General features: G+C 60.3%; 12 protein-coding genes. 8 read left to right on the top strand and 4 right to left on the bottom strand.

Annotated elements, in window-relative coordinates; genetic code table 11:
* Window positions 1–85 precede the first annotated feature (85 nt).
* The 4 genes from rsgA (at window position 86) to PspS49_RS02615 (ending at window position 3,184) form a co-directional block, all read left to right on the top strand.
* Window positions 86–1,117 (top strand): small ribosomal subunit biogenesis GTPase RsgA, encoded by a 1,032-nt coding sequence (gene rsgA / locus PspS49_RS02630; RefSeq protein ID WP_034151654.1) that lies wholly within the window; start codon window positions 86–88, stop codon window positions 1,115–1,117.
* A gap of 212 nt (window positions 1,118–1,329) precedes the next feature.
* Window positions 1,330–1,737, top strand: coding sequence for a TIR domain-containing protein (locus tag PspS49_RS02625; protein ID WP_150750087.1), 408 nt, complete (start codon window positions 1,330–1,332; stop codon window positions 1,735–1,737).
* Between the two features lie 2 nt (window positions 1,738–1,739).
* Window positions 1,740–2,699 carry a caspase family protein gene (locus PspS49_RS02620; protein ID WP_150750088.1) on the top strand — a complete coding sequence of 320 codons (960 nt, stop codon included), beginning with the start codon at window positions 1,740–1,742 and terminating at the stop codon, window positions 2,697–2,699.
* A complete protein-coding gene (locus PspS49_RS02615) occupies window positions 2,699–3,184 on the top strand; it encodes a toll/interleukin-1 receptor domain-containing protein (protein ID WP_150750089.1) in 486 nt (161 codons plus the stop codon). Before PspS49_RS02620 ends, PspS49_RS02615 begins: the two co-directional genes overlap by 1 nt.
* Before the next feature lie 43 nt (window positions 3,185–3,227).
* Here the strand turns inward: PspS49_RS02615 and PspS49_RS02610 are convergent, their stop codons facing one another.
* The 3 genes from PspS49_RS02610 to motA form a co-directional block, all read right to left on the bottom strand.
* On the bottom strand, window positions 3,228–4,391 hold the full coding sequence (locus PspS49_RS02610) for a sterol desaturase family protein (protein WP_150750090.1): 1,164 nt from the start codon (window positions 4,389–4,391) through the stop codon (window positions 3,228–3,230).
* 91 nt (window positions 4,392–4,482) lie between these two features.
* A complete protein-coding gene (motB, locus tag PspS49_RS02605) occupies window positions 4,483–5,550 on the bottom strand; it encodes a flagellar motor protein MotB (protein WP_150775620.1) in 1,068 nt (355 codons plus the stop codon).
* Window positions 5,551–5,553: 3 nt separating this feature from the next.
* A complete protein-coding gene (gene motA, locus PspS49_RS02600) occupies window positions 5,554–6,405 on the bottom strand; it encodes a flagellar motor stator protein MotA (RefSeq protein ID WP_007915795.1) in 852 nt (283 codons plus the stop codon).
* A 166-nt stretch (window positions 6,406–6,571) separates the two neighbouring features.
* Here motA and PspS49_RS02595 point away from each other — a divergent pair, with 166 nt between their 5' ends.
* The 4 genes from PspS49_RS02595 to PspS49_RS02580 all read left to right on the top strand — a co-directional run bounded on the left by PspS49_RS02595 (window position 6,572) and on the right by PspS49_RS02580 (window position 11,670).
* Window positions 6,572–8,110, top strand: a complete 1,539-nt coding sequence (locus PspS49_RS02595) for an HDOD domain-containing protein (protein ID WP_127925601.1) — start codon at window positions 6,572–6,574, stop codon at window positions 8,108–8,110.
* Between the two features lie 42 nt (window positions 8,111–8,152).
* On the top strand, window positions 8,153–8,968 hold the full coding sequence (gene rhdA, locus PspS49_RS02590) for a thiosulfate sulfurtransferase (RefSeq protein ID WP_127925600.1): 816 nt from the start codon (window positions 8,153–8,155) through the stop codon (window positions 8,966–8,968).
* A gap of 19 nt (window positions 8,969–8,987) precedes the next feature.
* On the top strand, window positions 8,988–9,848 hold the full coding sequence (gene asd / locus PspS49_RS02585; protein ID WP_008079215.1) for an archaetidylserine decarboxylase: 861 nt from the start codon (window positions 8,988–8,990) through the stop codon (window positions 9,846–9,848).
* Between the two features lie 67 nt (window positions 9,849–9,915).
* Complete coding sequence (locus PspS49_RS02580) at window positions 9,916–11,670, top strand: molecular chaperone (RefSeq protein ID WP_160038010.1); 1,755 nt, start codon at window positions 9,916–9,918, stop codon at window positions 11,668–11,670.
* A 119-nt stretch (window positions 11,671–11,789) separates the two neighbouring features.
* Here the strand turns inward: PspS49_RS02580 and serB are convergent, their stop codons facing one another.
* A complete protein-coding gene (serB, locus tag PspS49_RS02575; protein ID WP_008079219.1) occupies window positions 11,790–13,004 on the bottom strand; it encodes a phosphoserine phosphatase SerB in 1,215 nt (404 codons plus the stop codon).
* Window positions 13,005–13,101: the final 97 nt, after the last annotated feature.

Below are 13,101 nucleotides of genomic sequence, written 5' to 3'. Positions count from 1 at the left end.
GCGCAGTTTAGCCTAGGCCGCTGGCCGGGCGTGCTAAACTCGCGGCCGTTTTACCTAATCGCTGCATTCTTCAGACGGAACACCCATGGCCAAACGCCAACTCAATCGTCGTCAAAACTGGCGCATCGAAAAGATTCAGGGCGAACGCGCTGCACGCGCCGCCAAACGCGAGTCCTCGGCTGTCGAAGCCCTTGAGGGTGGCGACCTGGGCCCGGAACAAACCGGCCTGGTGATCGCCCACTTCGGTGTCCAGGTCGAGGTCGAGGCGGTTGACGGTGATCAGGCCGGCCAAGTGTTCCGCTGCCACTTGCGCGCGAACCTGCCAGCACTGGTGACCGGTGACACGGTCGTCTGGCGTGCCGGTAACCAAGGCATCGGGGTGATCGTCGCGCAACTGCCGCGTACCACCGAACTGTGCCGCCCGGACAGCCGGGGCCAGCTCAAACCGGTAGCGGCCAACGTCGACATGATCGTCATCGTCTTTGCGCCGCTGCCTGAGCCTCACGCCAACCTGATCGACCGTTATCTGGTCGCCGCCGAACACGCCGGCATCCGACCGTTGCTGCTGCTGAACAAATTCGACCTGATCGACGAGCAGAACGCCCCGGCGCTCAACGCATTGCTGGCGGTGTATCGCACGCTGGGTTATCCGGTGCTGGAAGTCTCGGCGCACCACGGCAACGGTATGGAACAGTTGCAACAGCAACTCGACGGCCGTATCAGCGTATTCGTCGGTCAGTCCGGTGTCGGCAAGTCGTCGCTGGTCAACAGCCTGCTGCCTGAAGTTGAAACCCGTGTCGGGCCGTTGTCCGAACTGTCCGGCCAGGGCACGCACACAACGACCACCGCGCGACTGTTCCACTTCCCGGGCGGCGGCGAGTTGATCGACTCCCCGGGTATTCGTGAATTCGGCCTGGGCCACGTCAGTCGCGCCGATGTCGAAGCCGGTTTCATCGAGTTCGATGACTTGCTCGGCACTTGCCGTTTCCGCGACTGCAAGCACGATCGCGAACCGGGCTGTGCACTGCTCAAAGCGCTGGAAGATGGCCGCGTGCAGCAGCAGCGCATGAACAGCTACCGCTCGATCATCGCCAGCCTGCCGGAAAACGGCTACTAAACATCTGCACCGGCAGCACCTCGCCCGAGGGCTGCCGGATGTCGGATCACGCCTGACAAACCCCCGACTCCGCTAAACGTCAGACTTTTCTGACAGACCCGCACACACCTGCTTGCAGGACATTTCTCTTTCACCGCCCAACCCTTGTAGGCAAGCTCCAGATGCCTAGATTGGGGTCCTCCTTCGCACCTTCGCGACCTTCGAGGAACCCCATGCAAACCTATCACCTGTTCATCAGCCACTCGTGGAACTACTCCCACGCCCACGACAATCTGGTCCGTCTGCTCGGCGCGCAACCGGGTTTCACCTTCAAGAATTTTTCCGTACCGCCACATAACCCCATCATGGGCGCGCAGACCGACAGGCAGCTCGAAGAAGCCATCGAGAACAAGATCCGTCCTTGCTCAGCGGTGCTGATCATGGCTGGCATGTACTCGACCTACAGCAAGTGGATCAACAAGGAAATCGAGATCGCCAAGCGTATGGGCAAGGTGATCATCGCGATCAAACCATTCGGCGCCGAGCGTATTTCCACGGTCGTGCGCAACGCCGCGAACGCCGAATGCGCATGGAACACCAACAGCATCGTTAGCGCGATTCGCTTGCATACGGCGGTGTAACCATGCGCAAGGGACTGTTTATCGGCATCAATCATTACCAGCACGTCGCGCCATTGAGCGGCTGCAACAACGATGCGATGGCCATGGCATCGGTGCTGGAACGTCACGCCAACGGGCGCCCGAACTTCAGCAGTAAAGTGCTGACGTCGGCCGAAGAACAACTCACGCTCAAACACATGAAACAGCAGATCCAGAGCCTGTTCTCAGGCGACTGTGACGTGGCACTGCTGTACTTCGCCGGTCATGGGCAGTTCGACACCAGCATCGACGAAGGACTACTGATTCCCCAGGACTATCAGCCTGGCGGAGACGGTATCCGTATCAGCGACATTCTGGAATGGGCGGACAAGGCCCCGCACATCAAGAATAAAATCATCATTCTCGATTGCTGCCAGGCCGGTGCAGCAGGCGCCTTGCGCAATCTGCGCGGTGGCAGCAGTGTGATCGGCGAAGGCGTGACCATTCTCACCGCCTGCAAAAAAGAACAGTACGCCCTGGAAAGCCGCGGTCACGGTGTATTCACGGATCTGTTGCTGCAAGCGCTGCATGGTGGCGCTGCCAACGTACTCGGCAAGGTCACCCCCGGTAGCGTCTATTCGTTTGTCGACAATGCGCTGGGAGCGTGGGAACAGCGTCCGGTATTCAAGACCAATGTCTCGCAGTTTGTGCCGCTACGCGAGGTCGCGCCGCTGATCGCCGAAGAAACCCTGCGCAAACTCAAGGACTGGTTCCCGGAACCGAGCTTCGTTTTCAGACTCGACCCCAGCTACGAGCCCACCGAAGCGCTGTTCGATCCCGAGCACGGTGACATCTTCAAGCAACTGCAAATGTGCAATCGCCACAGCCTGATCGAGCCCGTGGACGCCGAACACATGTACTACGCCGCCATCAACTCCACCGGCTGCCGCCTCACCGCGCTCGGCGCCTACTACCGCGAACTCGCCCTCAAAGGACACTTCTGATGCCTGTCTTCATCAGCTACCGCCACATGGATCGCGCCCACGCCATCGCCATCAACAGACGCCTGATGCAGGCCAACATCAAAACCTACCTCGACGTGCTGGACCCTGAATCGCAAACCACCGATGACATCACCGGCGTCATCACCCGCAACATCACCGAGTGCACGCACTTGCTGGCGGTGGTGTCGGAGAAGACCGCGTTGTCGTGGTGGGTGCCGTTCGAAATTGGTGAGGCGACTATCAGCAACCGCCGGATCTGTTCGTTCAAGACCGGGCCGACGGAGTTGCCGTTGTATCTGGACAAGTGGCCGAAGCTGAGCACGGACAGTGATCTGAATTTCTTTATCGACGCGTATCGCGAGGAAGTGTCGAACAAACGCTCGATGACGCTGGATTCGAGCAATGAATCCTTTAGCGGTACCTATAAGCGCAACGCCGAGATTTTCCACGAACAACTGAAGAACCGGATTCGGCGCGGGTTCTGACAGACGTAAAAAAGCCGCGATCATCTCGCGGCTTTTTTTTGCCTCAAACGCTGGCTGGCGGCTTTGGCACAGCCGTCTTCGGCTCAGGCTTTTGAAACGCATACAAATGCTGACGCACGATCCCGCCCGGCAATTCCTTGCCGAACACGCCATAACGCACCGGCCACTCTTTGGGCGGCAATTTGAAGGTGCCAAACAGCATGTCCACCAGCGGCGTGTGGATCGCGTAGTTCTTGTAGATGTAATCCTTGTGCCGGGCGTGGTGCCAATGGTGATAGCGCGGCAGCACGACCAGGTAATTCAGCCAGCCGCCGTTGATCCGCACGTTGGCGTGGGCGAGCACCGCCTGAACACCGACCAGAATCACATAAGCGTTCAAGGCTTGAGGGGCAAAACCCAGCAGCATCAACGGCACCAGTACGCCGGTGCGGGTGAGCAGGATTTCGATGAAGTGCACGCGCGAACCGGCGAGCCAGTCCATGTGCGTGCTGGAGTGATGCACCGCGTGGATGCGCCACAGCCACGGCACCACATGGTAGAGCCGGTGCAGCCAGTATTGGCCGAGATCGGCGACCAGGATCGCCAACAGAAACTGCACCACCAGCGGCAGGCTTTGCACACTTGCCTGCAAGCTCGGCGACATCGCCCAACCAGCGATGTAGCTCGAGGAGGCGGTGATGAAGATCAGGATGAACTGCACCAGCATGTGGCTGACGAAAAAGTAGGTCAGGTCGGTGCGCCAGTGCGGGCGCAGGATATTTTGTTCGGGATCCTTGGAATAGAGCTTCTCCAGCGGAATGAACACGATCGCCGACACCAGCAGCGCCAGCACAAACCAGTCCAGACCGAGCGAGTACGGGGTCTGCCCGATCGAGCTGACCTGGACATTGGTGCCCCCGAGGAATACCGCCAGCCCCGACGCCACCAATCCGGTAATCCCCAGACGTTTGCGCTTGTTGAGCAGGATATTCAGGGTGCCGAGGCTGAACGACAGCACCAGACCGAGCAACAGCGTGGTGCGCGCGAACTGCTCGTCATAGACCTTGCGCAGTTCGGCCGTGGTCAGCCACTCGGGAAACAGGAAACAGAACACCGCCAACAGGCTCAACAGCCCGAGGGTGGCCGAAATATAGCCACTGACCCGCCCCTCGCCAAATTTGAAGGGTGCGTTGCCATGCCGTTGAAAATAGGCTTTGAGTCTTTCCATTAACTGATCTTCCGTGATTGCGAAAACTGCGACTGGTCATTGCGACGCAGGCAGAAACAAAAAAGCCACGGTGACCGTGGCTTTTTGTCGATTACTGCTTGGGCGCAGGCGCCGGTGCAGTGGTTGCTGGCGCTGGCGCCGCACTCCCCGGTTCCGCCGGTTTCGGCGCGGCGTCATCAAACAGATTCAACCGTTCACGTAACTCATGCGCCGGCACCGGCTGCTGGTCCGCCGGCAGCGCATTCGGATCAACCGGTGTCGCTGGAGCGGCGCCGTTCTGACCTTGATCTGCAGGTTTCGCAGGATCGGCACCTTGCGAACCTTCGATCGCCGCTTGAGCCTTTTTGGTCAGCACGACGATGTCGATGCGGCGGTTGACCGGGTTGAACGGGTTTTCCTTGTCGAACAGTGCCGACGAGGCATAACCGACGACCCGCGCCACTTGCGCATCCGGATAGCTACCGGCGATCAGCGCACGACGGGCAGCGTTGGCCCGGTTGGCCGACAGTTCCCAGTTACCGAAATCGCCAGTGCCAGTGTATGGCTTGGCGTCGGTGTGGCCGCTGATGCTGATCTTGTTCGGCACCGCTTTGATGGTGTCGGCCATGGCCAGCAGGATGTCTTCGAAATACGGCTTCAGGCGTGCAGAACCGGAGTCGAACATCGGCCGGTTCTCGGCGTCCATGATCTGGATGCGCAAGCCATTCGGCGTGATTTCGAAGAGGATCTGATCCTTGAATTTCTGCAGTTGCGGGTTCTCGTCGACCTTGTTCTGCAGTTCTTGCAGCAGCAGTTCGAGGCGCTCTTTCTCGACCATTTCAGCCATGCCTTCAACTTGCTCGGTGTCGACGGTGACCTTGTCCGGTTGCGGCTGGGATTTCACCTCAGGGTTCAGGGTATTTTCCGGGGCCAGGGTCGGTGTGCCACCCAGGTCGATGATGTACGGCGTGCCGCTTTCGGAAAAGCCGACCGGGTCTTTGAAGTAACCGGCGATGGCGATCTTCTGCTCCGGCGTTGCGGTGGACAGCAACCACAGCACCAGGAAGAACGCCATCATCGCCGTGGCGAAGTCGGCGAAGGCGATTTTCCACGCCCCGCCGTGATGCCCGCCGGCTATGCGCTTGACGCGCTTGATGATAATCGGCTGATTATTTTCCATGGCTTAGCGACCGCGAACGGCTTGTTCCAGCTCGGCAAAGCTTGGACGGTGGGCCGGGTACAGCACCTTGCGACCGAACTCGACCGCCAGCGACGGCGGCATGCCGGAAGCCGAAGCCACCAGCGAAGCCTTGATGGCTTCGTAGACGTTCAGCTCTTCCTTGGCATCGTGGGCCAGGGAATGCGCCAGCGGGCCGAAGAAACCGTACGCCGCGAGAATACCGAAGAAGGTACCGACCAGTGCCGCACCGACGTGCAGACCGATGGACTTCTGATCGCCTTCACCCAGCGAGGCCATGGTCACCACAATACCGAGTACCGCCGCAACGATACCGAAACCGGGCATGGCGTCGGCGATGCCGTTCACCGCGTGGGACGGATGCTCAAGGTCTTCCTTGAGGCTGTACAGTTCCATGTCGAACAAGCCTTCCAGCTCGTGCGGGGCCATGTTGCCGGACGACATGATGCGCAGGTAATCGCAGATGAACGCGGTCATGCGTTCGTCTTTGAGCACTGCCGGGTACTTGGCGAAAATCGGGCTCGCGGCGGCATCTTCGATGTCGCCTTCAATGGCCATCATGCCTTCGCGGCGGCTCTTGTTGAGGATCTCGTAGATCAGGCCGAGCACTTCCAGATAGAACGTGTGGCTGAAGCGCGAACTGAACATGCTCAGGGATTTCTTGAGCACGTGCATCGTCATGTAGCCGGGGTTGGCCTGCAGGAATGCACCGAGTGCAGCACCACCGATGATCAACACCTCGAAGGGCTGGATCAGGGCGGCAATCTTGCCGTGGGAGAGCACGTATCCGCCGAGCACGCTCGCGAATACGACGATGATGCCGATAATTTTAGCCATAGGTAGAAAGTACTTACTTAAGTCGGGTTCAAGGTCATATTCGGAAGTTAAAAAATCTCTTCTTCTACTTATCGGCAAAACTGCGCCAGACTATAGCCAGTTCAGGCGAAAAGCCAATTTAGCCCATGCCGGGCGCGTCTACAGTCAGTGAAGATCCCGTCCAGACATGGCTAATGAAACGAACGTCCCACACGCAAAACCGACCACGCTCGACGGCTGGGTAAAGTTGCTCGATGGCGTGCGACTGCCCGTGCCGCAAGAGGCTCACGACAAAGTCTGCCGCGCGATCCGTGACAATCGCAGCTCGCTGCGCGATATCGCCGACCTGATGCAGGACAGCCCGGCACTGGCCTTGAGCATCATCCGTGAGGCGAATCGTCACACCCACGGCACCATGGCCACGCCAGCGGAAAATCTCGAGGTAGCGATCAATCGTCTGGGCCTCGCCCGCACCGAAGAGCTGCTGACGCGCTTGCCCGCCGAACCGCTGATGCAAATCCCCAAGGCCCTGCGCCAACTGCAAATGATCAGCCAGCACGCGACGCAACAGGCCAACGGTTTTTTTGCCAGTCGCCTGGCGCGGCTGTGGCAGGACATTCATTGGGGCAGCCTGCTGTTTCTGTCGCCGCTGTGGCCCTTGGCGCTGACGTATCCGCAATTGCTTGAAGAGTGGGAGCTGCGGGTTATCCACAAGGGCGAATCGGCCCGCGTGGTCGAGAAGCAATTGTTCGGCGTGCGTCTGCTGAAAATCGCCGAAGCGCTGGTGCAAGTCTGGCATCTGCCGATATGGGTACAGCAGGGCTATAAACTGCTGCTCAGCGAGCAACGCGAGCTGGTGAAAGTGCTGCGTATTGCTCGCGACAGCGAACATCCGCTGCGTCAGCAAAACCGCCTCGACGATGACCCGACCCTGCGCCGCTGGCTCAATCAACCGGCCAATACCGTGCTGCTGGCCAATGGTCTGGCGCTGTCGGCGCAACAGGCCTGGGACAGTCCGCACAGCGAACGCTGGCAATACCTGACCAGCCTTTATCTGCAAATCCCGATGGACGACGTGCAACAACAGTTGCACCAGCAAGCCGCGAACAGCGCGCGCCAGCATGCGATGCCGGATCTGTGGCATCCGGCGGTTTCGTTGTTGTGGCCATTGGGCACTCGTCGTTTGCCGGCCGGCATGCTGCCCGCCGCCGCGCCAAGCGCTGAAGACCTGGGCCAGTGGCGCAAGCAATGTGCCGAACTGCTCGCCGAACCGAGCCGCTTCACCAATGCCATGAGCCTGACCGTCGCCGCTCGCGATGCACTGGTCGCCAGCGGCATGCGCCGGGTGATGATCCTGATGGCCGATCGCACGCAGTCGAATCTGCGCGTGAATCAAACCGCCGGGCTGCCGAAAGAAGCGGCGGCGCTGAATTTTGTCGTCAGCCAGAGCAGCGTGCTGCAAAGGCTGTTGGCGCAACAGGCGCAGGTGCGGATTACCCCGGACAACAACGCGCAGTTCTCCGCGCTGCTGCCACCGAGCCTGCGCACGCTGTTTCGGGGCGAGCATCTATTCCTGCGCTCTCTGGTCAACAATGGCCGGGTGATCATGATCGTTGTCGCCGATCAGGGCGGTGGACCGTTCGCTGACATCACCGTGCAAGCCTTTGGCAAAACCGCGCAGTGCATCGAAAAGGCCCTGCACAGCTTTAGCAGCCGTGCCCGATGAGGCTGCGCTACAATCCCCCCCTTTGTGCTCTGGAGACCTCACATGTCTGACTTCTCTGGCTTGCCGCTCGTCATCGAGCCGAGCGACCTGCTCCCGCGCCTCGAATCCCCTGAACTGATTCTGGTGGATCTGACCAGTGCCGCCCGCTATACCGAAGGTCATCTGCCCGGCGCACGCTTTGTCGACCCGAAACGCACTCAGCTCGGCCAGCCGCCGGCGCCGGGCCTGCTGCCGGCCAAAGCTGATCTGGAGGCGCTGTTCGGTGAATTGGGCCATCGCAAAGACGCGGTCTACGTGGTCTATGACGACGAAGGCGGTGGCTGGGCCGGGCGCTTCATCTGGCTGCTCGACGTGATCGGTCACGACAAGTACCACTATATAGACGGTGGTCTGCCGGCGTGGCTGGCGGATGGCATGCCGATGTCGATCCAGGTACCGGCAGCCGTTGGCGGCCCATTGTCGTTGACCCTGCACGAAGCGCCGACCGCCACCCGCGAATACCTGCAAAGCCGTCTCGGTGCTGCCGATCTGGCGATCTGGGATGCGCGCGGTCCACTGGAGTACTCCGGCGAGAAAGTACTGGCCGCCAAGGCCGGGCACATCCCCGGCGCGGTCAATTTCGAATGGACCGCCGGCATGGACAAGGCGCGTCAGCTGCGCATTCGCACGGACATGCCGCAGATTCTCGAAGACCTCGGGATCACCAAGGACAAAGAAATCATTACCCACTGCCAGACCCATCACCGGTCGGGCTTCACTTATCTGGTGGCCAAGTCCCTCGGTTATCCGCGGGTCAAAGGCTACGCCGGTTCCTGGGGCGAATGGGGCAACCACCCTGACACGCCAGTCGAGATTTAAGGTTTTTTAAGGACAACCAATGAAAGAGCGTCTGTTTATCCTCAGCCAGTACCTGCTGCCTCATCACCTGCTGTCGCGCCTGGCTGGCTGCGTTGCCGAGTGCCGCGTGCGCTGGTTCAAGAATGCCTTCACCCAGTGGTTCGCCAAGCGCTATCAGGTGGACATGTCGCAAGCGCTGGTCGAAGACCTGACCGCTTACGAACACTTCAACGCCTTCTTTACCCGTGCCCTGAAAGACGGCGCGCGTCCGCTGGACGAAACCCCGGGCGCGATCCTCAGCCCAGCCGACGGTGCGGTCAGCCAGCTTGGCCCGATCGAACACGGTCGCGTGTTCCAGGCCAAGGGCCACAGCTTCAGCGTGCTCGAACTGCTCGGCGGTGATGCGGCCAATGCGGCGCCGTTCATGGGCGGCGACTTCGCCACCATCTACCTGTCGCCAAAGGATTACCACCGTGTGCACATGCCACTGGCCGGCACCCTGCGCGAAATGGTCTATATCCCGGGGCGGATTTTCTCGGTCAACCAGACCACGGCTGAAAACGTTCCGGAACTGTTCGCCCGCAACGAGCGTGTGGCGTGCATTTTCGACACCGAGCGCGGGCCGATGGCGGTGGTGCTGGTGGGCGCGATGATCGTCGCTTCGATCGAAACCGTGTGGGCCGGTCTGGTCACGCCGCCAAAGCGTGAACTGAAAACCTTCCGCTATGACGAAGCCGCGCGTGCGCCGATCCATCTGGAAAAAGGTGCCGAACTGGGTCGCTTCAAGCTGGGTTCGACCGCCATCGTGCTGTTTGGGCCGGATCAGGTGAAATGGGCTGAAGAACTGGTCGCTGGTTCGCCTGTGCAGATGGGCCAGGGCCTGGCGCTGCCAAAAGCCTGATTGACCGCTGCGGGAGTCGCCTCAGGCGCTCCCGCAGATTACGTTATTTGCTGCTATGGTTTTTGGCATGAGCCAGACCATCTCCCCGCCGTCCCTTCAAGCACCAACACCGTCGCAAACGCGCCTGTCGTTTTGCGAAGCTTCCCCGCGTGATCTCAAGCGCTGGATCGCTGACCTGCCCAAGGCCAACATCGGCGAAACCGCCCGCCTGCTGTATCAAGGCCTGGGCGAACTCAACCAGCTGCTCACCCCCAGTGACAACCGTCTCAACCTGCTTGAGTTGCTGCGACCCGAGGTTTATTTCGTCTGCCAGCATCTGGAGCGGCACTTCCTGCATCAGGCGATCATGCTCGACGAGCGCTCGCGCAAGATCAGCAACCTGTGCCAGGCGCTGCAAAGCCATCTGGCCATCGGCTACAAACAGATCGTGTTGCGGATTGCGCCGAAGTACAGCAAGGATCGTGCAGCGCTGGTCAGTATGGCTCTGCAACGTGCCGCCCATGCACTCAAAGGCCAACTGCTGCGCGCCACGCAGCTGTATAGCTCGCCGCCGGAGCAGCTGTGGTTCGAACTGCATCAGTTGTACCGCAGCGCCGCTGAATTACAACTGCAACACCGACGCGTGCGTGACGACCTGGCCAGCCTCACTACAGAATTGAGCCTTGAACAGACCTACATCGCCGCACTCTTGCTGGGCAGCGCCCGGTGCAATCAGTTGCGGCAGAACCAGATCGCCCGGCTCGCCGAAGTGCTGGAGCCGTGGAGCGCGCTGCTCAAGCTGCATCCCGCCAGCCCGGACGCAGGCTTGTTGGCGATCAGCGCAGAACTGGATGCAGGCCCGCGCTACCGCAGCATGTTTCGTCGCGAGCAACAGCGCGGGTTGCTCGGTTTCGATCCACAGCCGCTGGTGAACGCCATCGAAGCGCATTTGCAGCATCAGGACACTTCGACACCCTTGCCCGTCCCGGCCGGGCTGAGCTTCGACACCCTGCAGCACCTGCACGCGACTTGGGGCCAGACGGCCGAACGCAGTTTTCAGCGCACCGTCGGCCAGGGTCATCTGACCGTGTGCGTAGGCATGAGCGCCCTGCACTTCTACCTCGGCGGCGAGCGCAGTTTCAGCGACCTGCTCAAACATCCCGGAGCGCGCTCGGCGAACTTCAGCCGTGCCGTCGCCAAAGGTGAAAAGGACAGTTGGAGCCAGGCCTTCGACGCTGCGCCGCAGAGCCAGCCTGAGGAGTTTTTACCCTATGAGGAGATTCAGTACGACCATTTGCTTGAGGATGAAAGCCACACCGACAGCACACCGCATTACCCGACCTACGCCCTGCCGGTGATCAATCACAGCCCCGGAGGTTACTGCCTGGCGTGGCCAAATGAAGTGCCCGCAGAATTGCAGGCCGGCGAAATGCTCGGGATTCAGGACAGTGTCAGTCAGGGATGGAGCATCGCGGTCATTCGCTGGATACGTCAGGTGCGCGGCGGCGGCACGCAAATGGGCATTGAACTGGTGGCGCCACATGCACAGCCGTGCGGCTTGCAACTGGTGCGTTCGCGGGACGATCACAGTCAATATCTGCGCGGATTACTGTTACCGGAGATCAGTGCGATCGATGTGCCGGCGACCCTGCTGGCACCGCGCTTGCCGTTTCAGGAGGGCAGCAAGGTGTTGATCAACACCCAGGGCGAAGAGCACCGCGCCGGACTGGATCGACGGGTGGCGAGTACGCATAGCTTCAATCAGTTTGCCTATCGCTCACTGGAGACCGCGCAGAATGGCGGGAGCGAGGAGGATTTTGACTCGCTGTGGAAGTCGCTTTAAGTACCCGCCGATGGATCGGCGGCGCTACATTCGCGAGCAGGCTCGCTCCCACATTGGAATGCATTTCAACTGTGGGAGCGAGCCTGCTCGCGAAGGAGTCGTTTCAGGCAACAGAGAACTCAGAGCTGCCCGTCGCGATCACGGAAGCCCAGCAGATACAACACGCCATCCAGACCCAACGTCGAGATCGCCTGCTTCGCCGACTGCTTGACCAGTGGCTTGGCACGGAACGCCACGCCCAGCCCGGCAATTGCCAGCATCGGCAGATCATTCGCGCCGTCGCCGACCGCAATGGTCTGCTCCAGACGCAAACCTTCCTTGTGCGCCAGCTCTTTCAACAGATCAGCCTTGCGCTGGGCATCGACAATCGGCTCGATCGCCACGCCGGTGCACTTGCCATCGACCACTTCCAGTTCGTTGGCAAACACATAGTCAATGCCGAGCTTGGCCTGCAATTGCTTGGCGAAGTAGGTGAAACCACCGGACAGGATCGCGGTTTTGTAGCCCAGACGCTTGAGTTCGGCGAACAAGGTTTCAGCGCCCTCGGTCAGACGCAGCGAGGCGCCAATCGAATCCAGCACGCTGACATCCAGGCCTTTGAGCAAGGCCAGGCGCTCCTTGAAACTGGCGCGGAAGTCCAGTTCACCGGCCATGGCGCGCTCGGTGATTTCAGATACCTGCTCGCCCACCCCGGCCGCCTTGGCCAGTTCGTCGATGACTTCGGCTTCAATCAGGGTCGAGTCCATGTCGAACACCGCCAGGCGACGGTTGCGACGAAACAGCGAATCTTCCTGGAAGGCGATGTCGACATTCAGCTCTTGGGCAACGCTGAGGAATTCGGCACGCAGCGCTTGCGGATCAGCCGCTTCGCCACGCACGGAGAACTCGATGCAGCCCTTGCCCTTGTCCGCTGGCGTGTCCAGTGGCATGCGACCCGACAGACGGTCGATGTGATCGATGTTCAGGCCATATTTGGCAGTGATCGAGCTGACCGCCTGCAATTGGCCAGCGGTCACTTTGCGAGTCAGCAGGGTGACGATGTGGCGCTTCTTGCCCTGATTGCCCACCCATTGCTGGTAATCCTCTTCGGACACCGGGGTGAAGCGCACCTGCTGGTCGAGCTCGTAGCCCTTGAACAGGATGTCCTTGAGCACGGATTTACCTTGCTCCGAATCGGGAATTTCAACCAGGATGCCGAACGACAGGGTGTCGTGGATCACCGCCTGACCGATGTCGAGAATGTTCACACCACCCTGTGCCAGAACACCGGTAATGGCTGCCGTCAGACCCGGACGGTCGACTCCCGTGATGTTAATCAGGACGATTTCGCGCAACGCGCACCCCCGCAACTGGAAAAAAACCGCATTCTACCCACTTTCAGTGACCATCGGGCACCGCGAGCGCTTTGCCGGTCTAGGGCCTGTCGCTATA

Origin of the sequence: Pseudomonas sp. S49 (genome assembly GCF_009866785.1) — a bacterium.
GTDB lineage: Bacteria > Pseudomonadota > Gammaproteobacteria > Pseudomonadales > Pseudomonadaceae > Aquipseudomonas.
Note: the sequence above shows the minus strand (reverse complement) of the source record. Positions and strands in the feature narration are given on the sequence as shown.

Excerpts from the sequence above, each read along its gene's own strand:
- rhdA (WP_127925600.1), top strand. The coding sequence starts at position 8,153 with ATGTCTGACTTCTCTGGCTTGCCGCTCGTCATCGAGCCGAGCGACCTG.
- PspS49_RS02580 (WP_160038010.1), top strand. The coding sequence starts at position 9,916 with ATGAGCCAGACCATCTCCCCGCCGTCCCTTCAAGCACCAACACCGTCG.
- PspS49_RS02615 (WP_150750089.1), top strand. The coding sequence starts at position 2,699 with ATGCCTGTCTTCATCAGCTACCGCCACATGGATCGCGCCCACGCCATC.
- motB (WP_150775620.1), bottom strand. The coding sequence starts at position 5,550 with ATGGAAAATAATCAGCCGATTATCATCAAGCGCGTCAAGCGCATAGCC.
- PspS49_RS02595 (WP_127925601.1), top strand. The coding sequence starts at position 6,572 with ATGGCTAATGAAACGAACGTCCCACACGCAAAACCGACCACGCTCGAC.
- motA (WP_007915795.1), bottom strand. The coding sequence starts at position 6,405 with ATGGCTAAAATTATCGGCATCATCGTCGTATTCGCGAGCGTGCTCGGC.
- PspS49_RS02620 (WP_150750088.1), top strand. The coding sequence starts at position 1,740 with ATGCGCAAGGGACTGTTTATCGGCATCAATCATTACCAGCACGTCGCG.
- asd (WP_008079215.1), top strand. The coding sequence starts at position 8,988 with ATGAAAGAGCGTCTGTTTATCCTCAGCCAGTACCTGCTGCCTCATCAC.
- PspS49_RS02625 (WP_150750087.1), top strand. The coding sequence starts at position 1,330 with ATGCAAACCTATCACCTGTTCATCAGCCACTCGTGGAACTACTCCCAC.
- PspS49_RS02610 (WP_150750090.1), bottom strand. The coding sequence starts at position 4,391 with ATGGAAAGACTCAAAGCCTATTTTCAACGGCATGGCAACGCACCCTTC.
- rsgA (WP_034151654.1), top strand. The coding sequence starts at position 86 with ATGGCCAAACGCCAACTCAATCGTCGTCAAAACTGGCGCATCGAAAAG.